Genomic DNA, 25,212 nt, shown 5'->3' on the forward strand with positions numbered 1-25,212 from the left:
CTTATGAAGATTAATAAATTAAAAATATTTTTTGCTGCCGGCTTATTGCTGGCATTTGGTTGTAATGGCTGTGGTCCAAAGACGGCAGATAGCGGTGCGGATTATACGATTAGTCCGGAGGCTGGCACTACCTATAAGGCAGGCGATGAGGTGAAAGTAAAAGTTGGTTTACCTGCCGATACCAAACCCGATTCGGTAGTGTATATGATGGAGGCTATCCGTTTAGGGGTGGCAAAGGATACATTGGGTATTAGTTTAAAAACAGATACCATTCCTTTGGGCATTAAACTAATTACTGCCAAAGTTTACCAGGGCGGAAAAAGCCAGGATGTTACCACCAATATTTTGTTGCTTGCCGCCAAAGCGCCGGAACAGTTAACTTATAAGGTTGAAAAAACCTTCCCGCGTGATACCAGTGCCTATACCGAAGGCTTGCAGTATGTTGATGGTGTAATTTATGAAAGTACTGGTGATTATGGACACTCCACCATTCGCAAGGTTGATTTGCAAACCGGTAAAGTACTGATGCAAACAAAACTGGAAAGTAAATACTTTGGCGAAGGCATATCAGTAATTGGCGATAAGGTTGTACAAATGACCTATCGTGAAAAAACAGGTTTTGTGTACGATAAAAACAACCTGAAGCTACTTAAAACCTTTGCCAACAATGTGGGTGTAGAAGGTTGGGGTATGTGCTTTGATGGCAAAAAACTGTATCTGGACGATAGCACCAACCGTATTTGGTTCCTTGATAAAGACACTTATCAGCAAATCGGCTTTATTGATGTTTGCGATGATAAAAAGCAAATTGATTCTGTTAACGAGTTAGAGTATATTGATGGTAAACTTTATGCTAACGTTTACCAAACGGATGAAATCCTGGTTATTAATCCCAAAACCGGTGCTGTAGAGCAGAGGATTGATATGAAAAACCTGTACCCCGAATCAGAAAGACCATCAAACCGTGATTGGGGAAATAATGTACTTAATGGGATAGCTTACGATGCCGCCACCAAACGCATTTTTGTAACCGGCAAAAAATGGCCTAAGATGTATCAGGTAAAGTTTGTGAAGAAATAAATAATTCAATATATTAAGCATTTACATACATTCGTGAAACCTTATCATTTAATGTATGTTTAAAAATCTTTTTTCATTTGACGGCCGTATCAGAAGGACTGAATACGGCATCAGTTTCATTATTTATTTTATATCATATTTAACAATCAGGCTATCATCTGAGGGGAGCGGTGGAATGAAAATACTTTTATTTGCGTTTATTCCTCTCCTTTGGTTTTTATGGTCGCAAGGCGCAAAAAGATGCCATGATCTTGGAAAAAGTGGGTGGTGGCAATTAATTCCCTTTTATTGTCTTTGGCTCTTATTCCAGGATGGAGATCTGGGCGAAAATGAGTACGGCGACAACCCCAAAGGATTGGAGCCATTTGATCCCGAACAATATGAAAGTCCTTTTCCGGATAAACCAACAATAGGAGGGGAGTACAAGGATTAATCTTTGATTTTAAAAAATGGGAACTGGTAGCTACCTAAAATATAAAGCAGAAAAGCCGCAAATTTGCGGCTTTTCTGCTTTATAAATAATATGCTAATCAAAAGCTAAAGCTCCCCCTTTAGGGGGCTGGGGGGCTTACCTCCAGGCCTTATACAAATTGATCAACCCATTGGTTGAAGAATCGTGGCTGCTGATTTCGGCGTCGTCTTTTAGCTCGGGAAGAATTTTGCCGGCCAATTGTTTGCCCAGTTCAACACCCCATTGGTCAAAGCTGTAAATATTCCAGATGATGCCTTGTACAAATATCTTGTGCTCATACATAGCTATCAATGAACCCAGGCTGCGCGGAGTGATCTTTTTAAGCAGGAAGGAGTTTGTTGGGCGGTTACCTTCAAATACTTTAAAAGGTGCAATCGCTGCAATTTCCTCGTCTGTTTTTCCGGCGGCTTTTAATTCCTCAATAACCACTTCTTCGGTTTTACCATTCATCAAAGCTTCAGTTTGTGCAAAGAAGTTTGATAGCAGCATATTGTGATGCTCGCCAAGCGGGTTATGTGATTGTGCGGGAGCTATAAAGTCGCAAGGGATCAGTTTGGTACCCTGGTGAATCAGTTGGTAAAAAGCATGCTGGCCGTTGGTGCCTGGCTCGCCCCAAATGATTGGGCCGGTCTGGTAATCCACATGTTTGCCGTTACGGTCAACATGTTTACCATTGCTTTCCATATCACCTTGTTGAAAGTAGGCAGCAAAGCGGTGCATGTATTGATCGTATGGTAAAATGGCATTGGTTTCGGCTTCAAAAAAGTTGTTGTACCAAATACCTAAAAGAGCAAGTGTAACAGGAATATTCTGCTCAAATTCTGCGGTGCGGAAATGCTCATCAGCAGCATGGGCGCCTTCCAGCAGTTCGGCAAAATTATCAAAGCCTATGCTTAGGGCGATAGATAAGCCAATAGCGCTCCATAAAGAGTAACGGCCACCAACCCAATCCCAAAACTCAAACATGTTTTTGGTATCGATGCCAAATTTTTCAACCGCTGCGGCATTGGTTGACAGGGCCGCGAAATGCTTGGCGACATCAGCCTCGGTAGCGCCGGCAGCTAAAAACCAATCGCGTGCGCTGTGGGCATTACCCATGGTTTCCTGGGTAGTAAATGTTTTTGAAGCAATCAGGAACAATGTAGTTTCCGGATCAACTGCTTTTAGCGTTTCGGCTATATGTGTACCATCCACATTACTTACAAAATGGAGGTCTAAATGATTCTTGTAAGCTTTTAAGGCTTCCGTTACCATAACCGGACCTAAATCAGACCCGCCGATGCCAATATTAACTACATCGGTAATAGGTTTGCCTGTATAGCCTTTCCATGAGCCCGATATGATGGCATTGCTAAATTCCTTCATATGATCAAGCACGCTATTTACATCAGGCATAACATCTTTGCCATCAACATAAATAGGCGTATTACTGCGGTTACGCAACGCAATGTGCAGTACCTGGCGGCCTTCGGTAACGTTGATTTTTTCGCCCGCAAACATGGCTTCAATTGCCTTATTTACTGAACATTCCTTAGCCAGCTGTATCAATAAGGCAATAGTTTCATCATCGATACGGTTTTTGGAGTAATCAAGCAGGATATCCTCAAATTGAATAGAGAATTTAGTAAACCGCTGATCGTCAGTATCAAATAATTCTTTCAAACTTTTTGATACAATATCAATGTAATGGTCTGCTAAATATTTATAACTCTGTGTGGTGGTGAAATCGGTGTTTGGCAGCATAATTGAAGTGTTTTTAACAAAAGTAACAAGTTAATTGTTAGACCGATATTAAATATAAAATTAAGTAATCTTCGTGTATAACAAACACCTTTTACATAGTGTTTGTTATACACTTGAAAATTATGAAAATTAAAAAAATATTTACCAATTGTTTTGAATTTTAAAATGATTATTTGATATATTTGTATTGTTGGTAACCAAATGAGTGATTTATCATCAATTTGTAAATTTTAAAATAAACTATTTACGCCCATGTTTGAAAAACTTTTTTTGCTTGTAAAAAATAACGCCGGGACGGCAGTTATTAACAATCCCGCAATTCCTGCAAAACACCATGAAAGTGTAATGATTGAGGCTTCAAGTTCGATCATCGAGGTATTAAAAGGACAGATGGAAGATGGTAAGTTGAAAGATGTAGTAAAGTATTTCCAGTCTTCGGGTATTTACAATCGTTCATTAGTATCAAGCATGGTAAGTAGATTTGCAAACAGACTTAACACATTTTACCATATGGAACCGGCACAGGCCATGCATACTGCAAAAACACTGATTCCGCAGGTAATGACTGAGCTTGTTAAAGCTTCAAAAAGCGAGCAGATTAAAGAGTTTGGCTTAACTAATATGCTTACTAAACTAAATGGCAACCGTGCCGACCTGAGTTTGCTGGTTCGCGATTTAATGGTAGCTTAAAAAAATAACATTTTCCTTAAAATGGGCCTGCAGATTGGTAATACAATTTGCAGGCCTTTTTTTATTTATGCCAAATATCAAATTGCATATATTTGCCACATGACTAAAGAACAGATTCTGGATTTAAGGGATAGAGCAGCTTCCCTGAGGAGGCATCTTTGACATCGACAAGAAGCTTGAGCTACTGCATCAGGAACAGGAAATAACCGTTGGTCCGCATTTTTGGGATCACCCAAAAGAAGCCGAGAAAGTACTGGCCTCCATCAAAGTAAAAAAAGTATGGACGGATGAGTTTCAAAAAGTATCGGCGATAATTGAAGATACCGGTGTGCTATTTGAATTTTACCAGGGCGGCGATGCCACCGAGGCCGAAATGCAGGAGCAATACAACATGGCGATAAAGGCGGTTGAAGAGCTTGAATTTAAAAACATGCTCTCGGCCGAAGAAGACCAGTTTCATGCCGTACTGCAAATTACCGCCGGTGCCGGTGGTACCGAAAGCTGCGACTGGGCAGGTATGCTAATGCGTATGTACATTATGTGGGGCGAAAAAAATGGTTACAAGGTTACCGAGCAGGATTATCAGCCGGGTGATGTGGCCGGTGTAAAAACTGTAACCCTGCAACTGGAAGGCGATTTTGCTTACGGCTATTTAAAAGGCGAAAATGGCGTACACCGTTTGGTACGTGTATCTCCGTTTGATGCCAATGCCAAGCGCCATACCTCTTTTGCATCAGTATATGTTTATCCGTTGGTTGATGACACCATTGAGATAGATATTAACCCTGCGGATATTGAGTTTGAAACCTTCCGCTCTGGCGGTGCAGGTGGGCAGAACGTGAACAAGGTGGAAACCGCCGTACGTTTATATCACAAGCCATCGGGAATTGTGATCAAAAACCAGGAATCGCGCTCGCAATTACAGAATAAGGATAACGCCATCCGTTTACTGAAATCGCAATTGTACGAGGCCGAAATGCGCAAGCGCCTGGAGATAACCAACACCATTGAAGGCAACAAAAAGAAAATAGAGTGGGGGTCACAGATTCGTAACTATGTTTTGCATCCGTACAAACTAGTGAAGGATTTACGTACCGATCATGAAACATCAAACGCAGCAGCAGTTTTGGATGGTGAGCTTAATGAATTTTTGAAAGCTTACCTGATGGAATTTGGCGGGCCGAAGAGTTAAAGGAAGATTAATATAGTACATTCGGAAGGATTTAAATTATATGAATAAATCCAAAATGGAGTTATCTAAATAGGTAACTCCATTTTATTTAGGCATATTTTGCCAAATACTAAGCGCTTGATGCCGAATACTCGGTATGGGTTGGTGGCTCACCCTCGGAAATACATTTTTGTGATGTGAAAATTAAATTATAAACTTAAACACACCATGAAAAAAAGAATTTTAGCACTATTATTATTACATCTTATCGGTGTTAATTTGACGCCTGTTGCCTTTGCTCAAACTGCGGCCTCAAATAAGTCCGGGAATTTTTTTTATTTCGATTTTGTAACAACAGATCAACGAATGATGGTAAGGCAATCTTCTACATTTGGAGCAACAGACACAGCTGTTAGTAATGTAATGGAATATAGAGCAGGGCATTATTTTAATTCCCAGGACGAAATACCCCGCAGCCCAATTATGCTTGGGGTTAAACTTAACCCTAATCTCGAAGATTTTTTTTCAAATCCCGTAAAATCAATTTCAAAAGAATATTCCAACTATATTATTAAAGATAGTTCTGCCGCTATTTTGATTGCTATGGGTATTGATAAAAGTAATATCAAAAATTATCGCTATCATGTTGTTCAAAATGATAGTTTAGAAATAATTCCCTGGTCAAGGATTCCTCAATTGGAACAAAAATACGGTGCAAAACAGCCGTATGGATATTTGGGAAAATTCCAATCGCCGGGAAAACAAATATTAGTTGAAGTTCGGAATATTAATGATTATAGTATAAGAGACGGAGTGATTTTTGACTGGCGGGTTAATTTTAAACCCGTAGTTACCGAAATTATGTTAGAAACCCCCGATGATGGTAAAGGCATTAACGATTACACTAAAAAGATCAATTATTTTAACCTTAATTATTCAAAAATGAATAAGGGGTATGCTACCCGGTTTGATTCCAAAACAGGTATGCCCCTTGATTTAAAATTTCCGGTTGACAGCGTTGCCAACATACGTTTATCTTACAAAGACCATATTACGATCCCTTACGTAATATATCTTGTTAAAAATATTAGCGGTAAAACTGATACGACAACAATTGGGTGGTACAATCTTGAAAATTATGCCAATGTAGAAGCCAAGTACTATAATCGGCCCGGTAAATATGAAATAATTATACAGCGGGCAAATGACCTTGGACATTGGTCCGAAAACCAGGTACTCAGAATTCCATTTGAGGTGAAGCCGCTCCCTATATTAGATAAAAAAGTTTCTATAAAGCAGGCCTTTCCTTATATTATGGCAACACTTACAGGTGTTGCTTTGCTGTTTGGAGGTTATTACAGACACAACCAGGTGAAATTATTGCGTGCGGCACAAGAAAAGCAAACCGCCGGGCTAAAACTACAATCAATAAGGACGCAGCTCAACCCTCACTTTATGTTTAACGCGCTAACATCTATCCAAAACCTGGTGAATAAAAATGATATGATAGGTGCCAATCATTACCTGTCAAAATTTGCGGGCCTAACCCGTCAGGTGTTGGATACAGGTAATGAAGAGTTGCTAAGTATAGAGCAAGAGATAAGGATTTTGGATGATTACCTGCAAATGGAGCAGTTACGTTTCAGCTTTAAATATGAGATAATTGTAGATACTGATTTAAATAAGGCTAATACCGAGATCCCGGCTATGTTGTTACAGCCATTTGTAGAGAACGCGGTTAAGCATGGTGTAGCTGTTTTAAAAGACAAAGGAAAAATAGAAATAGCTGTCATCCGCGACGCGAAGGACTTAGTTTTTTCAATACGGGATAATGGCAAATGGATCACTGCAAATAATCAAACGGAAATAAGGGGCTACGGACTGAAATTAAGCGAAGAACGTGTAGCTTTATTAAATCAGCTATATAAAGATCAGCCGGTGAGTTTATATATAGAAAAGGCCGGTGAGGGTACCATTGTTAGTATCCGTTTAACAAACTGGCTATAATTTTATGCAGATGAGTATCAGAAGTATTATAGTTGATGATGAGTCGAACAATATCGAAAATTTGCAGCAGATCATCCAAACCTATTGCCCCCAGATTGATGTAGTGGCAACAGCGTCAAATGCCAGTGATGCTATAGCAGCCATAAAAGTCAATCAGCCGGAATTGTTGCTTCTCGATATTCAGATGCCGGGTCAATCCGGCTTTGATGTGCTGAGGGCTTTTGATAAAATAAGCTTCGAGGTGATATTTATTACCGCTTATGATAAATACGGTATTCAGGCCATTAAATTTTCGGCACTCGATTACTTGTTAAAGCCAATTGATGTAGCCGAGTTTAAGCTGGCTATTGAAAAAGCAAAACAAAAAATAAGCGGCAGGCAACAAAACCACAGCATCGAAAACCTGTTGCAGTACATCAAGGCGGGCCAAAAAGAAACGCCCAAAATTACGCTGCCAACGCTTACCGAGATCATGTACGTAAAAATTACTGATATCATTAGGTGCGAAGCATCAAACAATTACACCAGTTTTTATCTGCAAAGCGGCGAGTGTGTATTGGTTTGTAAAACGCTGAAGGAGTTTGCCGATATTTTAAAGCCGCATCAGTTTGTGCGTGCGCATCAATCGCACCTGGTAAACCTGCAATTTGTAAAAAGTTATTTAAAGGAGGATGGCGGAACCTTATTGTTAAACGATCAAACCAAAGTACCCATCTCGCGCCAAAACCGCGAAATGGTAAAAGATGCTTTAGGTAAAAGTTTATAATAAAAAAACCTATAATTGTACATACCTAACAAATTATGAAAACCATTCTATCAGCCCTTATTTTGACTCTTGCCTCAACCATCGCCTACAGCCAGGAAAAACCAATGCCTTTATATCCCAAAGGTATCCCCAATTCAAAGTCGACACCGGCCACTTATGTAGAAAAAACTGATAAGTCATCCTGGATAACCGGGGTAAGTGAGCCAACGCTTACACCTTATCTGCCTGCAAAAGGTAAAGCTAACGGAGCGGCCATTGTAGTTTGCCCGGGTGGCGGGTATTCTGGTCTGGCGAATGCACACGAGGGGATGGCCATATGCCAGGAATTTAATAAGATTGGCGTAACCGCGTATTTACTAAAATACCGTTTGCCAAGTGATGATATCATGGTGGATAGATCAATCGGGCCGTTGCAGGATGCGCAGATGGCTATACTTACCGTACGCAAAAATGCAAAGGAGTGGGGCATCAACCCGGCTAAAATTGGCATTATCGGCTTTTCGGCCGGAGGGCATTTGGCATCTACAGAAGGAACGCATTTTGATAAACCGGTTATCGAAAATAAAGAAAACATTAGCCTGCGCCCGGATTTTATGATGCTGATATACCCTGTAATTAGTTTTGGCGAACAGGCCCATGTTGGCTCGCGCGAAAACCTGGTAGGCAAAACACCATCGGCAGTGCAAGTTGACCTTTACTCCAACGAGAAACAAGTTACTGCCAACACGCCGCCAACCTTTTTGGTACATGCTCAGGATGATAACGTGGTGCCCGTACAAAACAGCCTGATGTTTTACGATGCCCTATTAAAAAACAAAGTAAAAGCCGAGATGCACCTGTTCCAGGAGGGAGGCCACGGCTTTGGGATGGTTAACTCAAAAAACAAAGACAAGTGGTTTGACTGGGCCGCCAATTGGCTGGATGAGAACGGGTTTTTGAGCGGGAAGTAACCAGTATATATTTTATAAAGAACCAAACTAAATCGATGTCCTCACCTAAACAAGTCCTTGTAGTAACCACTTCCGATTTGGGAGAAATTAAAATCATCAAACATTTAAAACCTGTTTCTGCCCACGTTGTAGCTGGAACTAATGTTTTTAGTGACATATCCGCTTTGGTTACCGATTTTTTTGGTGGCAGATCCGGAAGCTATCAAAGACAATTGTCATCTCTTTATGATGAGGCCATTGAACGCATAAAGATATCAGCTTTTGAAATCGGAGCTAATTGTGTATTAGGTTTAAAGGTTGATATTGATGAAATATCTGGCAAAGGTAAAGCCATGTTCATGATAACATGTGTGGGTACAGCAGCTATTGCCGAAATTATAAGCAAGCCGATGTCCAATATTGATACAAACCAAAAATTTGAAAATGTTAGTATTGAGAAAATAAACATATTAAGGAAAAGGAATAAGATAGTGCAGGAAGCCAACGAACCAAATTGGCAAATTGATGAAGAGTTATGGGATTTTTTAACCGATAACCAAATTGAAGAGGTATTTCCTGCCATAGTAAATAAGTATAAGAGTCTTGTGGCAAGTTACCAGGTTGACTCTGCGCGCAGCCTTTATAAAAGAATGGTTAACTATTTAAGTAATTTCCCCGAAAACAAAAAGAGTGATATTCTCTATTTAGCTGTCTTTAATGAAAAGGATAAAAAGATAGCCAAAGATTTAAGTGACATTATCAAAGAGCTTCAAATATTGGATTTGAAACTTATATATAATGTATTGCTTAATGATGATCTGGAAAATCAGAAAAGAGCAGTACAGATGTTAGCCTATGATAAAGCATTTTATGATAAAGAAGATATAACAGATCTCAAAAATATAAGGGGAGTAATAATCGATAAATTTAAGGAGATTGGAGTACGATCAACCAAAAAGCAACTGCTGTCTTCAAAAGAAAAAGATATCTGGACATGTCAATGTGGGCAGTCAAATGATTATACAGTTGGCGACGGCAACTATTGCACCAAGTGTGGGAACAATATCTATGGGTTTAAAATTGGTGAACTGTCACTCAATACTGCAATAGATGTTATAGATCAAAAAATTGAATTAATATCTCATTTTATTATTTAAATGGGCGCAAGGCTTCGCAAGAGCTTTTTGATCGCTACCGCGGCGTCTTGGCCTGTGGTACATATAATTGTACCTTTCCATAACAACAAATGCTTTGTTTTACATGAAAGCCTGTATCATTTTCTTCTTACTATTTAATTTGTTGTTTGCTAACAAAAGCAAATTAAATCATTTGAACTTGAATGCTCATCAGAATGTTTATTCAAACAATGATGGTCTATACGTTACAAAAGACTTACCGGTATTGGTGGCAGACCCTTGTATAGGAGATTTTTTGGAAGCTGTCGCAAAATCCAATAGCAAATATTACAAAAGGGGTAAATCATTTTATGGCCTTCATTTTAATAATCGAAAAGGTTATAGGTATTTGGAGGTCTTTACCGACGAGTGGCATGACGCAAAAGAAACTAGTTATGTTGCAATAATCAAGGTGAAAAACGCTGTGTTTTTATGTGGTGGCGACATTGAGGGTAACACCTTGTTTCATAAAACAGCTTCAAATAACGAACGAATTAAATTAAGCATTGCCAGGAAATCTTCCCGCATACCTATGCTAATCGAACCGGCTCTCCAGGGAACCTTTAATAGTTGCAAAGGGTTACCTATATATGTTGAAGTATACACAGCAAATCCAATATCCGGATATAAGATGAATGCTCGACATTAGATTTCAGCTTTCGCAGACTGCCGAAAGTTTTTTTTGATCGCTACCGCTAACCTGCTGGCCTTAGGTACACATGCTAAGTAATGAATATGCATGCGTTTGTTAGTCGGGTACACGCGGCTTGTGTGTTCCAGCAGAGGGATTTACTGGAGTTCAGCAAGGTGATGAAAATATACAACAGCTGAATGGAATAATACAAATCAAAGTAAATCGACAGGGACGCAATAGAATAAAATGAAAATACTTTTAACAAACTGGATAAATCTTTTAGGCGTCTTTATAGCCACCTTCGCATTCTCAGTTGTGCTAACTTTAACAGACGCAAACTTGTCATATAACATCTTTCAAGTTGTGTTTGCAGCCTTATTTTCTGTTTTGGGTTACGGAATGATGTTTTGGGCATTGTTTCTAGTGTCGTTGATAATTTTAGACTTGATTCTTATAGTACCTAACCGGAAAAATCTTAAAACAAGACTTTTAATAGAATGGCTTATTATTAGCAGTCCATTCATTTATTGGACGGTTAAATATCATGAGTGGATATTTGTGACGGCTGTAATAGCTTTTTTCATATCGCAACAATTGCGGGAAAAACGGATAATAGAGAAGCAAGCCTAATAAATAGCAAATTTCTTTTTTGCCGAGCTTTTATGCATTAATCTGTCCGTGAAGTACATGAGATCTGGCCTAAATTGCCAAGGGGGAAATAGTCCCCTAAACTAATTTCCCCCTCTTGTTACACACACAGTGCATTCCAAATATGAAATAAATTTATTTATTACTAAAATTTTGGCGTCAAGAATCTGAAAATTGTAAAGTAAACTGTGCAAATGATGTGAAAGGTGTGAAACTGGAAAATGCTAGCCATTCTCTCTCGCGCGAGCTTATAGCTCGTGTGCAGTATTGGTTAAAGCTTTCAGCTTGACCACTGTGTAAGTCCGAAGTGTTGGGTTTTGTGGTTACCCCAATATCCCCAGCAGCTCATTCAACTCCACCACTTTTTCTGCCGAGCCTAAGTTTTCATAGGCGCTGATGAGGTTGCGAATCACCCGTTTAATGATATCGGTGTTGGAACACGGCTCGTAAAATTGCTTATCAAACTTGAGGTTAAGCTGTTTCAAAAACATATCCACATCCCGCCTGCCAAATATAAATCCCTTGTTAAACGCATTAATGTAAAACAGGATGTTGCCTTCAAATTCATTCTCCATGCTTTCATCAAGGTAGGCCAGTATAAAATGCTGGGGCAGGTTTACGCCATAAACGGGGATATCAAGCTTTTGGGCTACGATGGAGTAGATGATGGCCAATGAAATCTGGTTACCTTTTTTGGTCTCCAGCACCTGGCTCAGGAAACTGTTTTGCGGATCGAGGTGGTTGGAGGTGTTACCGCTAAAGCCGTAAATGTTATAGAACACATGGTTAATAAGCTTGATCTGTTCTTTGGGGCTGGCCTCATTCATCATCTGTATCCAGATGTCGCGCTTGATGGTTTCTATCTGGTTTATAACCTTCTGCTCGTCAAGGTCGGGGTATTGGTAGCGGTTAACGATCAGGATACCCTGCAGCAGATCAAAAGCCCCGCTCTGATGCCAAAGCTTCAGGTCGTTTTTTAAGGTGCTGAATTGAATTTCGTGTACCAGGTTAGCAATGCGTTCCTGCTGTACGGCATCAAAGGCTTGCTCAAAAGCGGTTTCCAGGTATGCTATCACTTCGATGCCATAGCCGAGCAGTTTTTCATGAACATGCTCATAGATCTGGTTATCAGGGTCGTCCAGTAATCGGATCAAAGAGTTTACTTCCGTCGGATTTATCATACGCTATACTGCTAAAATACTAAACTTTTTTACTTTTGCAGTGATGTTAAGTTTCAGATTAGTGCAAGATTATGTGTGGCACCGCCTTAGGGCAAACAACAGGCATGGCATACATTCTCCGTTTGTATATAAGCTGATAGATACTGTAATATACGATTATAGAGACCAAAAAGTATATCACGAGGCCGGGGCGCTCCGTTCGGCAGGTGGGGAAACGGGTGGATTAAAACCGAAAGTAAACCAGCTGCTTTATCGGCTCATCGCCTATTTTAATCCGGCTACTATTATTGAGATAGGCGGGGGCAATAGCGTAACAAATGTCTATTTGCAAAAAGCGGCACCAAAGGCCGTGATTTACACCATCGAAAATGATGGCAACATCGCGGGCATAGCCGATAAACCCGTTGACCTGATCCTTTTTTTCAGCGGTCAACTTAAAAATCAAATCCTGAACTATTTTGAACTTTGTTTACCCAAAACGCATAAAGATACTGTGCTCATTTTTACCGGTATTTACCGAAGCCGGGAAATGAAGCAAGCCTGGATGCAGATCAAAGCGCATCCACAGGTAACATTAACCGTTGATTTGTTCTGGATCGGTCTTGTGTTTTTTAAGCAGGGGAGGAGCATTAAGGAACATTTCAGGGTGAAGTATTAATTAGTTCATCAATTGATAGTCAAATCTGCTAACTGAATACTGCCCACTGTAAACTACTATCAGAACGCTTGCCCCAGTGCCGCATAGAATCCACTTTGCCGTGCTTCTCCCGCAACCTTTTGACCTATGCCATAGTCGGCACGGATGCTAAGTCCTTTTTCAATATCAAAAAAGTAGCGTATGCCGGCGCCATAGTTGGGTTTCAACTGTGCCCAGCTAAAGCTTTTATTAAAAACTTCGCCGGTGCCTATAAAGCCAGCCAACCCAATACGCGGACTTAGGCGATAACGCAGCTCGGTTTGGCCGGCCAGCATATTACGGTCGCGGTAACGGCCGTTGTAATATCCCCGCATCAGCTCGTCATTACCCAGGGCCGGCATTAAATAAAATGGAGATTGTTTCCCGGTAAGGCTTTGTTCCTGTATATCAACCCCCAAAACAAGCGTTTTACTTAGCGAGAAAAACTGGGAATATTCTATATTAAATAAGCCGCCTTTGTAATCGTTATTACCAAATAAGCCATGAGTAATTTCAAATGATGTGTTTATAATGGCCCCTTTGGTGGTATAGGTATTGTTGTTACGGCTATCAAAAATAAGGCTTGGGCCAATGTAAGCGCTGGTTCCCCCGCCGCGGTTTTCAACTCTTGGGTCGGTATAAAAAATGCTGGTGGGCTGGCCATCACCAAAAGTGTATCTGTAAGCACCCGCCACAAAACCGGCGTACAAGTTATCGGTAAGTTTCTTTTCGGCGCCAACATATAATTTAACCCGTTTTTGCCCCACACGGTCAGTATTGGCTTTTAGGGTGTTATTGCCAATGCCGTAAAAATCAAACGGAAAGTTAATATAACTAACACCGGCTGTATAATGATATTTGTTATGGGGTGTCCAATAGCTGGTGCTCAAGCTAAGGCGGTTTTGGCCTTTGGTGGTAATGGTAGCATAAGTGAAAATATTGGATACCCGGGTATCGCTTTTTAAGCTATCGGTATAAAAGGAATATAAGCCTGCGCCGCCTACCTCAAGCCCGGTTTCGGGTGCCGAACTAAGCACCGGGAGTATTACAAAACTGCTTTTTTTACTGCTATCCCTGTCAAAATACATTTTGCGGATAAACTTGGGTAATATATGCGTTTGCGAAAACGCGGCTTGCAGACAGCAAATAAACAGTAGGGTTGTGAAAAATGTCTTCATAGGTAATATATGGCTAATATAACTGCATTTTGCCTTTATGGTAGTTCCATTTTAGGTATTTTGAATTTAAAAACCATTTTTAACTAAAATGCCTACTTTTGTGCACTGAATTTTATTGATACGCTATGAGCACAACACGAGGACCTATTTCGCAGTTTATTGAAAAAAACTACCTGCATTTTAACTCGGCCGCATTAATGGATGCTGCCAAGGGATATGAGACCCACCTTGATGAAGGCGGTAAAATGATGGTTACCCTGGCCGGTGCCATGAGCACTGCTGAGCTGGGAATTTCACTGGCCGAGATGATCCGCCAGGATAAAATTTCCATAATTTCATGCACCGGGGCCAATCTTGAAGAGGATATCATGAACCTGGTAGCGCATTCGCACTACAAAAGGGTGCCCAACTACCGCGACCTTAGTCCGCAGGAAGAGTGGGATCTGTTGGAGAACCACTACAACCGTGTTACCGATACCTGTATCCCCGAGGAAGAAGCTTTCCGCAGGTTGCAAAAGCACATCCACAAAATATGGAAAGATGCCGATAACAGTGGCGAACGTTACTTTCCGCATGAGTACATGTACAAAATATTATTAAGCGGCGAGCTGGAGCAATACTATGAAATTGATCCCAAAAATTCATGGATGCTGGCTGCTGCCGAAAAAAACCTGCCTATAGTTGTACCAGGATGGGAAGATAGCACCATGGGTAACATATTTGCCTCATACCTTATTAAAGGTGAGCTGAAAGCATCAACCATGAAAAGTGGTATTGAGTATATGGTATGGCTTGCAGACTGGTATACCAAAAACTCATCGGGTAAAGGCATCGGCTTTTTCCAGATAGGTGGTGGTATTGCCGGCGACTTCCCAATTTGTGTTGTACCTATGCTTTACCAGGATATGGAGATGCATGATGTACCATTCTGGACTTACTTTTGCCAGATCTCGGATTCAACTACATCATATGGTTCATACTCGGGCGCTGTGCCAAATGAGAAGATAACCTGGGGTAAGCTGGATATACATACGCCGAAGTTTATAGTTGAAAGTGATGCTACTATTGTAGCGCCGCTCATATTTGCCTGGATACTAAAACAATAATTATTTTTTGAATATACCGCAAGTGAATAAACAACCTGTTTTTTTCATTTGCGGGCAAAAAGCTCTCTGATTACGTTTAAAGGGCTTTTTGTATTTATTTAGAACGATTATAAATTAAAGGTTACTGTCATTTATGTGTCAGCGATACTGTAATAAATTTTACTTTTGTGCCTGTAATATTCAGATGGTGCATACATCGTTACAGCGGAATAAAACATTAATATAAAAATTATTTAGCATAAATACACTCTATGAGAAGTTTCTCATTCATTTTTAAACAATTCTCAAGGTCGGTTTTACTGATTGTTGGGTTTGCTTTTTTAGGTCTTTCTGCTGCTTACGCACAAACTGACGCTGCTAAAGGCGAAACCATTTTTAAATCCAAATGTACTGCATGTCACAAGATCGATCAGATAATGACCGGTCCTGCGCTTGGCCCGCAGCTTACCGAAGAAACAGATGATAAATATCTTATCAAGTGGATTCAAAACAATCAGGCTTTAATTGCCGCCAAAAACCCAAAAGCGCTTGCCATCTTCAACAAGTTTGAGCAAAAAGCGATGACCACCTTTACGGATCTTTCTGATGCCGACGTAAGTAACGTTATTACTTACATACGTGCCGATTGGAAAACCATCCAGGATGCAAAAAACAACCCGGCTAACAACGCTGGTGCTGTGAAAGCAGAAGAAGGCCCAAGTGGCCTGGTAATCTGGGGTTTAGTTGGCGTTATTGTTATCGCGTTTATCGTAATACTTGTTTTAAACAAGGTTGTTGGAACATTAGAGCGTTTGCTGCTAAAAAACAAAGATCTTGTAATTGAAGAAGAAGCAATTGCGGTTGACGAACACGGTATTGCTGTTGATAAGAACGCTTTACTTAAAAAGATCCTTAAAAACAAAAAGCTGGTATTCTTTATCCTTTTATGCGGTACCATAGCAATGGGCAGCTGGGGATGGGTTTCACTGTGGAACACCAATGTGCACACAGGTTACCAACCGGTACAGCCAATTAAATACTCGCATGAGTTACACGCAGGTACTATGAAAATAGATTGCCAGTACTGTCACTCAGGTGCATACAAATCAAAAAATGCGTCTATCCCATCATTAAACGTATGTATGAACTGCCACAAGGTTGTTAAAACCGAATCGCCGGAGATACATAAAATATATGATGCTTTGGGTTACGATCCAAAAACACAGAAATATGACAGCACCGCAGCTAAGCCTATTCAATGGGTGAGGATTCACAACCTGCCAGATTTGGCTTACTTTAACCACTCACAGCATGTGAAAGTGGGCGGTATCAAATGCCAGACATGTCATGGTCCTATTCAAACAATGAAAGAGGTTTACCAATACTCACCACTTACCATGAAATGGTGTATACAGTGCCACAAACGTACCGAAGTTAACGGTAAAGGAAACGCTTATTACGACAGCATACTTGCAGCGCATGACAAGATTAAAAAAGGTGAAAAAGTTACTGCCGCAGTTTTAGGTGGTATCGAGTGCGGTAAGTGTCATTATTAATAAATAAGAATTTAGCATTACAGTTTATATAGCTTAAATGGACAGCAATAAAAAATACTGGAAAGGTTTAGAAGAACTAAACAAAACGCCAGAATTTGTTGAGAAAAATAAAAACGAGTTTGCAGAGCCAATCCCGATTGAGGAAGTGCTGAGCGGATCTGGTTTATCGGCTAAAACTCCCCGCCGCGACTTTTTAAAGGCGCTTGGCTTTGGTGTTGGTGCTGTTACACTGGCCGCTTGTCAAAAAGTGCCTGTACATAAATCAATTCCTTACCTTATAAAACCTGAGGAAGTTACACCTGGTGTAGCTAACTATTATTCTTCGACTTACGAAGGACAGGCTATTTTGGTAAAAACACGTGAAGGTCGCCCTATTAAAGTTGAAGGTAACCCAAATGATGTATTTGCAAAAGGTGGTTTAAGTGCACAAGCACAGGCTTCGGTATTAGACCTGTATGATGTAAACCGTACAAAAGATCCTAAAATTGACGGCAGCGATGCCGCCTGGCCAGAAGTTGATGCTTTTGTTTTAAGAGAGCTTGCCGCTATTGCAGCAGGTGGTAAAGGTATCCGTATAGTTACTTCAACTATCCACAGCCCATCTACTTTAGCGGTTATTGCTGATTTTGTTGCAAAATATCCAACCGCTAAACATATCAATTACGATGCGGTATCATATACAGGTATTATCCAGGCTAATCAAAACAGCTTTGGTAAAGCCGTATTACCACATTACAATTTTGATAAAGCAGAAGTGATTGTAAGCTTCGGCGCTGATTTCCTTGGTTCATGGATCTCGCCAGAAGAATTTACCCGCCAGTACGTTTCAAACCGTAACAGCAAATCGCTTGAAAGCAAAAAAATGTCACGCCACATTCAGTTTGAGGCAGGAATGAGCTTAACCGGTACAAATGCCGATAACCGCTATCCTATTAAACCATCTGAAGAAGGTGTTGCTTTATTAAGCTTATACAATGCTGTAGCAGGTACAAGCTTAGCCGGTTCAAAAAAACTGAGCAATAAAGCAATTGATAATGCCATCACCCTTGCCGCTAAAGAATTAGTTGCTGCAAAAGGTAAAGCATTGGTAGTTGCAGGTTCAAATGATGTAGCTACACAAACTTTAGTAAATGCCATTAACTCATTATTGGGTAGCTATGGCAGTACTATTGATTTGGATAATCCGTCAAAACAATATGCCGGTAACGATCAGGATTTTGTTGCATTTGTAAATGAATTAACACGTGGCGAAGTTGGCGCGGTATTATTCCTTAACGCTAACCCTGCTTACGATTACTTTAAAGCAAAAGACTTTACTGACGCACTTAAAAAAGTACGTTTAAAAATATCATTCTCAGATCATGATGATGAAACCGCTTTACTATCAAATGTAATAGCTCCAAATCATCATTATTTAGAGTCATGGGGCGATGCCAATGCAGTAGAAGGTTATTATACTGTAGTGCAGCCAACCATTAACCCGGTTTATAACACCCGCCAGGCAGAACAAAGCTTACTGGTATGGAGCGAAAGCCCTGTTAAAGATTACTACACTTATGTACGTAATACCTGGGATAAAGGCTTATTAGCAAAAGGTGGTCTATCTGGTCAAAAAGGATGGGAAGAATTGTTGCAGAAAGGTATGATCAAAACTGCTCCGCTTACGGCAGGTACTTATACTTTTGGTCACGAGCTTAATGCTGTAGCACAAACTATATTAGATCATAGCGCCAGCCTTGTATCTGGTGATAACTTTGAATTACAGGTTTATCAGTCTGTAGCAATGGGCGATGGTAAACGTGCCAACAACCCTTGGTTACAGGAGTTGCCAGATCCGGTATCTAAAGTTACCTGGGATAACTTTGCTGCCATGTCATTATCTGACATCAAGAAGCTTGGTTACGAAGAAGGTGATGTGATCAAAATTGAAGCAAATGGTTATAGCGTTGAAGTACCTGTATTGGCTCAGCCAGGTCAGGCACAAGGCACAATATCTGTTGCTGTTGGTTATGGTCGTGTGAGTGCTGGTCCGGTAGGTAATAATGTGGGTAAAAACGCATTCCCTTTCTACAGCTTCCGCAACGGAACATTGCAAACAACTGCTGTTATTACCAAATTCGGTAAAACAGGTATCATATCGCCGCTTGCGCAAACACAAACTCACCACTCATATGAGGGTAGGAGCGTTATCCGCGAAGCTTCTTTTACAGCATACAAGAAGAACCCTGCTGCCGGTAGCGGTAATGAGGGCGAACATAAAGACTACAACAAAACAAGCCTTTGGGATGATCATGACCGCCCTGTTTATGACTGGGTTATGGCCATTGACCTTAACGCTTGTACCGGTTGCGGTGCCTGTGTGGTAGCTTGTAGCGCTGAAAACAACATTCCTGTTGTAGGTAAGGACGAGGTTAAACGTCGTCGTGAAATGCACTGGATTCGTATTGACCGTTACTACAGCTTTAACGATCACGGTAACAGCGAAGAAGCAGTAACCAAAGAAAAGGAAATTGCTAAGCTAACTAACTTTGATAATGTATCGGTAGTTCACCAGCCAATGCTTTGCCAGCACTGTGATCACGCTCCTTGCGAAACAGTTTGCCCGGTATTAGCAACCGTTCACTCATCAGAAGGTTTAAACCAGATGGCTTACAACCGTTGTATCGGTACACGTTATTGTGCAAATAACTGCCCATACAAAGTACGCCGCTTTAACTGGTTTAACTACTGGAACGATTCTCGTTTTGATAATTACCTGAACAACGAACATACACAACTGGTATTAAACCCTGATGTTACTACACGTTTCCGTGGGGTAATGGAAAAATGCTCTATGTGCGTTCAACGTATCCAGGCTGGTAAGTTAAAAGCCAAGATGGAAAAACGTCCGCTTAAGGATGGTGAGATCAAGGTTGCCTGTCAGCAAACATGTTCAGCAAACGCTATTGTATTTGGTAACAGGAACGATAAAAACTCTGAAGTTTACAAAGCATTACAGAGCGAAAGAACTTACTACGTACTTGAAGAACTGAATGTACAACCAGGTATCGGTTACCAGGTTAAGGTTAGGAATTTATCAGAATTAGAGGCTTAAAATTTTTATATACAGAGATTAAAATATATGGCATCTCATAGTGAATCAATAATAAGGGAACCGTTAATTACGGGTACAAACATCACATACGGTCAGATTACTGACGATGTGTTACGCCCTGTAGAGAACATGCCGGGTAAAGCATGGTGGATCGGTTTTACAGTAGCATCATTAGGCGCCACGCTTTGGGTTGTAGCCATCAGTTATACATTTTGGTTTGGAATCGGAGCCTGGGGACTAAATAAAACAGTTGGATGGGCCTGGGACATTACCGGTTTCGTATGGTGGGTAGGTATTGGTCACGCTGGTACGCTTATCTCGGCAGTATTGCTGTTGTTCCGTCAAAACTGGCGTAACTCCATCAACCGCTCGGCCGAGGCCATGACCATCTTCGCGGTAATTTGCGCTGCTACCTATATCGGTGCTCACATGGGGCGCCCATGGATGGCAGTTTACTCATTGCCTTTACCAAATCAATACGGCTCATTGTGGGTTAACTGGAACTCACCGCTTATCTGGGACGTATTCGCGATATCAACTTACTTTTCGGTTTCATTGGTATTCTGGTACACAGGTTTATTGCCTGATATCGCTACCATCCGTGACCGTGCAACAGGTCTTCGCCGCCGCATCTATTCCGTATTGTCATTCGGATGGACAGGTTCAGTAAAAACCTGGCAACGTTTCGAGACCGTGTCATTAATCCTGGCGGGTATCTCAACACCACTGGTACTATCTGTACACACCATTGTATCAATGGACTTTGCAACATCATTGGAACCAGGATGGCACACCACCATCTTCCCTCCATACTTCGTTGCGGGAGCTATCTTCTCTGGTTTTGCCATGGTGCAAACGCTATTGTTAGTTGCACGTAAGGTATTAGGTTTAGAAAACTACATTACCATGTTCCACATCGAATCGATGAATAAAATTATCCTTTTAACTGGTTCTATCGTAGGTGTGGCTTATTTAACTGAGCTTTTCATCGCGTTTTACTCACAGGCCGAGTATGAGCAGTACGCTTTCATGAACCGTATATCCGGACCATACTGGTGGGCATACTGGAGCATGATGACCTGTAACGTAATTACGCCACAGTTGTTCTGGTTCAAAAAAATCCGTACCAATATTCCATTGGCATGGACACTTTCAATCGTTGTAAACATCGGTATGTGGTTTGAGCGTTTCGTAATTATCGTAACCTCATTGCACCGTGATTATATCCCTTCAAGCTGGGCAATGTTTTATCCAACCTGGGTTGATGTAAGTATCTTTATTGGATCAATAGGTTTATTCTTTACCATGTTCCTTTTATTTATAAGGGTGCTGCCTTCTGTGGCTATGGCCGAAGTAAAACTGATACTTAAGAGCTCAAGCGAGCAAGCTAAGAGGAAAATACTTGAAAATGGTCATGTTGAACCTGCCGAGGCTGAGTTTTACATTGGTTCATTAGGCAAGTTTGATAGTGTTGAACAGTCTTCATACGAAAAAGTATAAAAATGAGTAGCACCAAATATATATTAGGCATTTTCGATGATCCCGATGAGCTGATGCACGGGATCGATAAATTACAAAAGAATAGCGTACCTATTTATGACGTTTATTCACCTTGTCCAATTCACGGTATTGATGCTAAGTTAGGTATCAAGGATTCACGTTTGGGTTATGCGGCTTTCATGTTTGGCTGTTTAGGCGGAACCATCATGTTCAGCATGGTTTACTATATGCTGGTTCATGATTGGCCTATCAACATAGGTGGAAAGAATGCTTTTGCCATACCTGACTTTGTACCGGTAACCTTTGAGTGGACTGTGTTATGGACCGCTTTTGGTATGACTTTTACTTTCTTTTTTGCTACGCACCTTTTCCCGGGCCGTGCGCCAAGGGTAATGGATCTGCGTGCCACCAATGACAAGTTTATTATTGCCATCGATGCAAAGGGTAATACACCACATGCGGATATCACCAATTTATTAAAAGAAGCAGGAGCTGTAGAAGTTAAGCATAACGACAGAAAATATGTTAGCTATGAATAAATTTAGAATATTAGGAACAATAGTTATCATTATCGCTGCTTCGATAGTTGTAACATCGTGCAAAGATAAAAGAAGTACGGGTTGGGAGTATGCACCTAACATGTATGAGCACACCGCTTACGATCCGGATCAAAAGAACCCTAACTTTAAAGACGGTAAAACAGCGCAGTTACCACCAGCTGGAACGATACCTGTAGGCTTTATAAAATTTGACTATCCAAACACTAAAGACGGTTATGAACTGGCAAGTGTTGAGGTTAAAACAGTTTTAGCGCAAACACAGGCTAATTATAAAGATGGCAAACTTTTGTTTGAGCATTTTTGCTCACCATGCCATGGTTTAGACGGGCAAGGTGATGGTTTGGTGGTTCAGCACGGATATCCGCCGCCGCCATCTTATTCAAAAGGACAATCATCACGTGGTGGTGCCATGAAAGATTTAACAGACGGTAAAATTTATCATACCATTACTTACGGTGTAAATGCTATGGGTTCTTACGCTTCGCAGCTAAACCCTGAAGAACGCTGGAAAGTGATCATGTATGTTCACCATTTACAAACTTTATAGAATAAAATTGAATGAGCACTCACAATAGTTTTGACGAGCAATTTGAATTTACCGGCAAGGTAAAAACATATAGCCTTGCTGCCATAGCAGTTGGGGTTATAACCATACTTGCCGGGTTTTTAACCGGAGCTGGTGAACGTACATTTGCAAATTTATTGCTGATGGGTTACTACTTTGCCTGCGTTTGCATGGCCGGTGTATTTTTCTGCGCATTGCAGTATGTGGCCCAGGCGGGTTGGTCGGCGTCACTAATTCGTGTACCACAGGCATTTGCTAAAACACTACCATTTGCGGCTACACTACTTTTAGTAATAATTTTATGTGGGTTATATTTTACCCATAAAACAACTTTGGAACCAGGCGGTGAAGAAGTAGTAGCTCCTTACCTTTATAAATTATGGGCGTTAGCAGGCGTTACAACACCAGGTAACCCTCATTTTGATCCTATTATCACTGGTAAATCTGTATTCTTAAACAGGCCGTTCTTTATTACCCGCCTGATTGTATTTATGGGAAGCTATGCTATTTTTGGCTGGTTGCTTGTTAAATACTCAGAAGGTGAAGATGAATTGGGAGGTATGTTTTATTACCGTAAAAGCTTTACTATATCATGCCTTTTCCTGGTAATATTTGGTTTCACTACCCCAATATTCGCTTTTGACGCTATCATGTCATTAGAAGCACACTGGTTTTCTACCATGTTTGGCTGGTACAATTTTGCTGCCATGTGGGTTAGCTGTTTAGCCATAATCACCTTAACTATTATTTGGTTAAGAACTCAAGGGTATATGCAATGGATCTCACAGGATCACCTGCACAACCTGGGTCAGTTAATGTTTGGCTTCTCTATCTTCTGGACATATGTATGGTTTGCACAGTTCCTGTTGATCTATTACGCCAACATACCTGAAGAAACAGTTTATTTTGTACGCAGATGGGAGCCTGAGTTTAAACCTTGGTTCTGGTTAAATATCGTGATTAACTTTTTAGCGCCTTTATTGGTGATCATGTCCCGCGATTCAAAACGTAAAACAAATATCCTTGCAATTACCTGTGGTATTTTAATTGTTGGTCACTGGCTTGATTATTTTATGATGATTATGCCGGGTACTGTACGTGCAACATCACATTGGTACACAGAGATATCAGTGCTTGAAATTGGTATTTTTGTAGGCTTTGTAGGGTTATTTATCTTCACTACTTTGAATGCTTTAAGCAAGTTCAAGTCGATAATTCCTAAAAAGCACCCTTTCCTTCAGGAGAGTCTACATCATCACATATAATAATTGTTATTTTTGCATCAAGTACAGAATACCAAACAAACATTAAAATGGCATTCAAAAAATTAATAAATTCTAAATCCTTACTATCGTTTTTCGCTGCGTTTATGCTTATGGGCACTAACCTGGTGAATGCGCAAACACCCGCTGCCGGTACTACCGAAGATGCCCCACAAGTTGATTGGACAGGTGTTTCTTACTATGTGCTTTTATTCTTGCTGATATGTGTTGGTGTAGCTGTAGTAGGTAAAATTTTAAAGATCTACGATCTGACCCTTAAAATTCAAGGCAAAAAAGGCCTTAGGTGGAATAATGTAATGGGCTTTATATGCCTTGTATTCCTGCTTGCAGGTTTATACGGAGCCTACTGGTCATTTACAGTTCAGGGTAGCATGACATTGCCAGAGGCGGCGTCTATTCATGGTGTTAAAATTGATGAGATGTTTACCGTCACTACTATTTTAACCATGATTGTGTTTTTCTTAACACAGATATTATTATTCGGATTTTTATTCAAATACCGTCACTCTGAAAAACGCAGAGCGCATTTTTTACCTCACAATAATACTATCGAAAAGATATGGACTATTGTGCCGGCTATTGTATTAACTATATTGGTTGTATTTGGCTTTTTCACCTGGCAATCTATTATGGATAACACAGATGCTAAAGGAGAAGTTGCAGCAATAAACGTTGATATCACTGGTCATCAGTTTGCATGGGAGCTACGTTACCCGGGTAAAGATGGTAAATTAGGCCCTAAAGATTTTAAATTAACTACAGCAGCAAACAAACTGGGTGTTGATTTTAAAAAGAAAAGCAGCTTTGATGATTTATCTGCCGATACTATGTACCTGCCGGTTAACAGGGCTGTAAGATTGAACATACAGGCACAGGATGTTATCCATAGTGTTTATATGCCACACTTTAGGGTTCAGCTTAACGCAGTACCAGGATTACCTACCTTCTTTAAATTTACCCCAACTATTACAACCGCGCAAATGCGCACCCGATTAGACGACCCTAAATTTGAGTACTTAGTGTACTGTAACAAAATATGCGGTGGCGGACACTATAACATGCAAAAAGTTGTGCGTGTAGTTACTGAAGCCGAATACCAGACATGGTTATCACACCAAAAACCTTACTTAACCGATGGTTTAAGGAAGGAATTGCATTTCGCTGCTGCGGAACCGCAACAAACAGTGTCTCAAAATAGGTTAGCGTTAAATAATTAATA

Annotated in this window: 22 protein-coding genes; 19 read left to right on the forward strand and 3 right to left on the reverse strand. The window is 40.5% G+C overall.

Annotated features, from left to right (window positions below; translation table 11 throughout):
* Nucleotides 1-3 precede the first annotated feature (3 nt).
* Nucleotides 4-1,080, forward strand: a complete 1,077-nt coding sequence (locus AC1DYB_RS18605; RefSeq protein ID WP_477437057.1) for a glutaminyl-peptide cyclotransferase — start codon at nt 4-6, stop codon at nt 1,078-1,080.
* 55 nt (nt 1,081-1,135) lie between these two features.
* Nucleotides 1,136-1,513, forward strand: coding sequence for a DUF805 domain-containing protein (locus AC1DYB_RS18610; protein ID WP_295717383.1), 378 nt, complete (start codon nt 1,136-1,138; stop codon nt 1,511-1,513).
* A 135-nt stretch (nt 1,514-1,648) separates the two neighbouring features.
* On the opposite strand, the gene pgi is transcribed toward AC1DYB_RS18610, so the two are convergent.
* On the reverse strand, nt 1,649-3,295 hold the full coding sequence (pgi, locus tag AC1DYB_RS18615; protein WP_477437058.1) for a glucose-6-phosphate isomerase: 1,647 nt from the start codon (nt 3,293-3,295) through the stop codon (nt 1,649-1,651).
* A 252-nt stretch (nt 3,296-3,547) separates the two neighbouring features.
* On the opposite strand from pgi, the gene AC1DYB_RS18620 reads away from it, so the two are divergent.
* From AC1DYB_RS18620 to AC1DYB_RS18655, 8 genes are all read left to right on the forward strand, one after another.
* Nucleotides 3,548-3,985, forward strand: coding sequence for a hypothetical protein (locus tag AC1DYB_RS18620; protein ID WP_295717387.1), 438 nt, complete (start codon nt 3,548-3,550; stop codon nt 3,983-3,985).
* A 99-nt stretch (nt 3,986-4,084) separates the two neighbouring features.
* A protein-coding gene (prfB, locus tag AC1DYB_RS18625) for a peptide chain release factor 2 (RefSeq protein WP_295717390.1) occupies nt 4,085-5,177 on the forward strand; the annotation gives its coding sequence in 2 pieces (ribosomal slippage) (nt 4,085-4,144 and nt 4,146-5,177; 1,092 coding nt in all).
* A 207-nt stretch (nt 5,178-5,384) separates the two neighbouring features.
* Nucleotides 5,385-7,163: a sensor histidine kinase gene (locus AC1DYB_RS18630; protein ID WP_477437059.1), complete on the forward strand. Its 1,779-nt coding sequence runs from the start codon at nt 5,385-5,387 to the stop codon at nt 7,161-7,163.
* A 10-nt stretch (nt 7,164-7,173) separates the two neighbouring features.
* Nucleotides 7,174-7,929, forward strand: coding sequence for a LytR/AlgR family response regulator transcription factor (locus AC1DYB_RS18635; RefSeq protein ID WP_477437060.1), 756 nt, complete (start codon nt 7,174-7,176; stop codon nt 7,927-7,929).
* A gap of 35 nt (nt 7,930-7,964) precedes the next feature.
* Nucleotides 7,965-8,879 (forward strand): alpha/beta hydrolase, encoded by a 915-nt coding sequence (locus AC1DYB_RS18640; protein ID WP_477437061.1) that lies wholly within the window; start codon nt 7,965-7,967, stop codon nt 8,877-8,879.
* Between the two features lie 35 nt (nt 8,880-8,914).
* Nucleotides 8,915-10,015, forward strand: a complete 1,101-nt coding sequence (locus AC1DYB_RS18645; RefSeq protein WP_477437062.1) for a YbjQ family protein — start codon at nt 8,915-8,917, stop codon at nt 10,013-10,015.
* Between the two features lie 103 nt (nt 10,016-10,118).
* Nucleotides 10,119-10,682: a hypothetical protein gene (locus AC1DYB_RS18650; protein WP_477437063.1), complete on the forward strand. Its 564-nt coding sequence runs from the start codon at nt 10,119-10,121 to the stop codon at nt 10,680-10,682.
* 231 nt (nt 10,683-10,913) lie between these two features.
* Nucleotides 10,914-11,297: a hypothetical protein gene (locus AC1DYB_RS18655; protein WP_477437064.1), complete on the forward strand. Its 384-nt coding sequence runs from the start codon at nt 10,914-10,916 to the stop codon at nt 11,295-11,297.
* Between the two features lie 341 nt (nt 11,298-11,638).
* Here AC1DYB_RS18655 and AC1DYB_RS18660 read toward each other — a convergent pair whose 3' ends face one another.
* Entirely contained in the window at nt 11,639-12,496 is an 858-nt protein-coding gene (locus tag AC1DYB_RS18660; RefSeq protein WP_477398369.1) for a transglutaminase-like domain-containing protein, read from the reverse strand.
* A 43-nt stretch (nt 12,497-12,539) separates the two neighbouring features.
* Here AC1DYB_RS18660 and AC1DYB_RS18665 point away from each other — a divergent pair, with 43 nt between their 5' ends.
* Nucleotides 12,540-13,154: an O-methyltransferase gene (locus AC1DYB_RS18665; RefSeq protein WP_477437065.1), complete on the forward strand. Its 615-nt coding sequence runs from the start codon at nt 12,540-12,542 to the stop codon at nt 13,152-13,154.
* Nucleotides 13,155-13,213: 59 nt separating this feature from the next.
* Here the strand turns inward: AC1DYB_RS18665 and AC1DYB_RS18670 are convergent, their stop codons facing one another.
* Complete coding sequence (locus AC1DYB_RS18670; protein WP_477398365.1) at nt 13,214-14,350, reverse strand: BamA/TamA family outer membrane protein; 1,137 nt, start codon at nt 14,348-14,350, stop codon at nt 13,214-13,216.
* Between the two features lie 125 nt (nt 14,351-14,475).
* On the opposite strand from AC1DYB_RS18670, the gene AC1DYB_RS18675 reads away from it, so the two are divergent.
* From AC1DYB_RS18675 to AC1DYB_RS18710, 8 genes are all read left to right on the forward strand, one after another.
* On the forward strand, nt 14,476-15,456 hold the full coding sequence (locus AC1DYB_RS18675; protein ID WP_295717419.1) for a deoxyhypusine synthase family protein: 981 nt from the start codon (nt 14,476-14,478) through the stop codon (nt 15,454-15,456).
* 251 nt (nt 15,457-15,707) lie between these two features.
* Complete coding sequence (locus AC1DYB_RS18680) at nt 15,708-16,991, forward strand: c-type cytochrome (protein WP_477437066.1); 1,284 nt, start codon at nt 15,708-15,710, stop codon at nt 16,989-16,991.
* A gap of 37 nt (nt 16,992-17,028) precedes the next feature.
* The gene (locus AC1DYB_RS18685; RefSeq protein ID WP_477437067.1) at nt 17,029-20,085 is read left to right on the forward strand and encodes a TAT-variant-translocated molybdopterin oxidoreductase; all 3,057 of its coding nucleotides are present in this window, start codon (nt 17,029-17,031) and stop codon (nt 20,083-20,085) included.
* Between the two features lie 27 nt (nt 20,086-20,112).
* Nucleotides 20,113-21,585 (forward strand): NrfD/PsrC family molybdoenzyme membrane anchor subunit, encoded by a 1,473-nt coding sequence (gene nrfD / locus AC1DYB_RS18690; RefSeq protein WP_295717427.1) that lies wholly within the window; start codon nt 20,113-20,115, stop codon nt 21,583-21,585.
* A 2-nt stretch (nt 21,586-21,587) separates the two neighbouring features.
* Complete coding sequence (locus AC1DYB_RS18695; protein WP_295717430.1) at nt 21,588-22,124, forward strand: DUF3341 domain-containing protein; 537 nt, start codon at nt 21,588-21,590, stop codon at nt 22,122-22,124.
* Nucleotides 22,108-22,692 (forward strand): c-type cytochrome, encoded by a 585-nt coding sequence (locus AC1DYB_RS18700; RefSeq protein WP_477437068.1) that lies wholly within the window; start codon nt 22,108-22,110, stop codon nt 22,690-22,692. Before AC1DYB_RS18695 ends, AC1DYB_RS18700 begins: the two co-directional genes overlap by 17 nt.
* A gap of 11 nt (nt 22,693-22,703) precedes the next feature.
* Entirely contained in the window at nt 22,704-23,975 is a 1,272-nt protein-coding gene (locus AC1DYB_RS18705; RefSeq protein ID WP_295717435.1) for a quinol:cytochrome C oxidoreductase, read from the forward strand.
* Between the two features lie 47 nt (nt 23,976-24,022).
* The gene (locus AC1DYB_RS18710; RefSeq protein ID WP_477437069.1) at nt 24,023-25,210 is read left to right on the forward strand and encodes a cytochrome c oxidase subunit II; all 1,188 of its coding nucleotides are present in this window, start codon (nt 24,023-24,025) and stop codon (nt 25,208-25,210) included.
* The last annotated feature ends 2 nt before the right edge of the window (nt 25,211-25,212 follow it).

This window comes from Mucilaginibacter sp. P2_A4 (assembly GCF_056405015.1).

Excerpts from the sequence above, each read along its gene's own strand:
- AC1DYB_RS18645 (WP_477437062.1), top strand. The coding sequence starts at position 8,915 with ATGTCCTCACCTAAACAAGTCCTTGTAGTAACCACTTCCGATTTGGGA.
- AC1DYB_RS18655 (WP_477437064.1), top strand. The coding sequence starts at position 10,914 with ATGAAAATACTTTTAACAAACTGGATAAATCTTTTAGGCGTCTTTATA.
- AC1DYB_RS18610 (WP_295717383.1), top strand. The coding sequence starts at position 1,136 with ATGTTTAAAAATCTTTTTTCATTTGACGGCCGTATCAGAAGGACTGAA.
- nrfD (WP_295717427.1), top strand. The coding sequence starts at position 20,113 with ATGGCATCTCATAGTGAATCAATAATAAGGGAACCGTTAATTACGGGT.
- AC1DYB_RS18660 (WP_477398369.1), bottom strand. The coding sequence starts at position 12,496 with ATGATAAATCCGACGGAAGTAAACTCTTTGATCCGATTACTGGACGAC.
- AC1DYB_RS18685 (WP_477437067.1), top strand. The coding sequence starts at position 17,029 with ATGGACAGCAATAAAAAATACTGGAAAGGTTTAGAAGAACTAAACAAA.
- AC1DYB_RS18640 (WP_477437061.1), top strand. The coding sequence starts at position 7,965 with ATGAAAACCATTCTATCAGCCCTTATTTTGACTCTTGCCTCAACCATC.
- AC1DYB_RS18705 (WP_295717435.1), top strand. The coding sequence starts at position 22,704 with ATGAGCACTCACAATAGTTTTGACGAGCAATTTGAATTTACCGGCAAG.
- pgi (WP_477437058.1), bottom strand. The coding sequence starts at position 3,295 with ATGCTGCCAAACACCGATTTCACCACCACACAGAGTTATAAATATTTA.
- AC1DYB_RS18635 (WP_477437060.1), top strand. The coding sequence starts at position 7,174 with ATGAGTATCAGAAGTATTATAGTTGATGATGAGTCGAACAATATCGAA.
- AC1DYB_RS18630 (WP_477437059.1), top strand. The coding sequence starts at position 5,385 with ATGAAAAAAAGAATTTTAGCACTATTATTATTACATCTTATCGGTGTT.
- AC1DYB_RS18680 (WP_477437066.1), top strand. The coding sequence starts at position 15,708 with ATGAGAAGTTTCTCATTCATTTTTAAACAATTCTCAAGGTCGGTTTTA.
- AC1DYB_RS18665 (WP_477437065.1), top strand. The coding sequence starts at position 12,540 with ATGTTAAGTTTCAGATTAGTGCAAGATTATGTGTGGCACCGCCTTAGG.
- AC1DYB_RS18650 (WP_477437063.1), top strand. The coding sequence starts at position 10,119 with ATGAAAGCCTGTATCATTTTCTTCTTACTATTTAATTTGTTGTTTGCT.
- AC1DYB_RS18675 (WP_295717419.1), top strand. The coding sequence starts at position 14,476 with ATGAGCACAACACGAGGACCTATTTCGCAGTTTATTGAAAAAAACTAC.
- AC1DYB_RS18700 (WP_477437068.1), top strand. The coding sequence starts at position 22,108 with ATGTTAGCTATGAATAAATTTAGAATATTAGGAACAATAGTTATCATT.
- AC1DYB_RS18710 (WP_477437069.1), top strand. The coding sequence starts at position 24,023 with ATGGCATTCAAAAAATTAATAAATTCTAAATCCTTACTATCGTTTTTC.
- AC1DYB_RS18695 (WP_295717430.1), top strand. The coding sequence starts at position 21,588 with ATGAGTAGCACCAAATATATATTAGGCATTTTCGATGATCCCGATGAG.
- AC1DYB_RS18620 (WP_295717387.1), top strand. The coding sequence starts at position 3,548 with ATGTTTGAAAAACTTTTTTTGCTTGTAAAAAATAACGCCGGGACGGCA.
- AC1DYB_RS18670 (WP_477398365.1), bottom strand. The coding sequence starts at position 14,350 with ATGAAGACATTTTTCACAACCCTACTGTTTATTTGCTGTCTGCAAGCC.
- AC1DYB_RS18605 (WP_477437057.1), top strand. The coding sequence starts at position 4 with ATGAAGATTAATAAATTAAAAATATTTTTTGCTGCCGGCTTATTGCTG.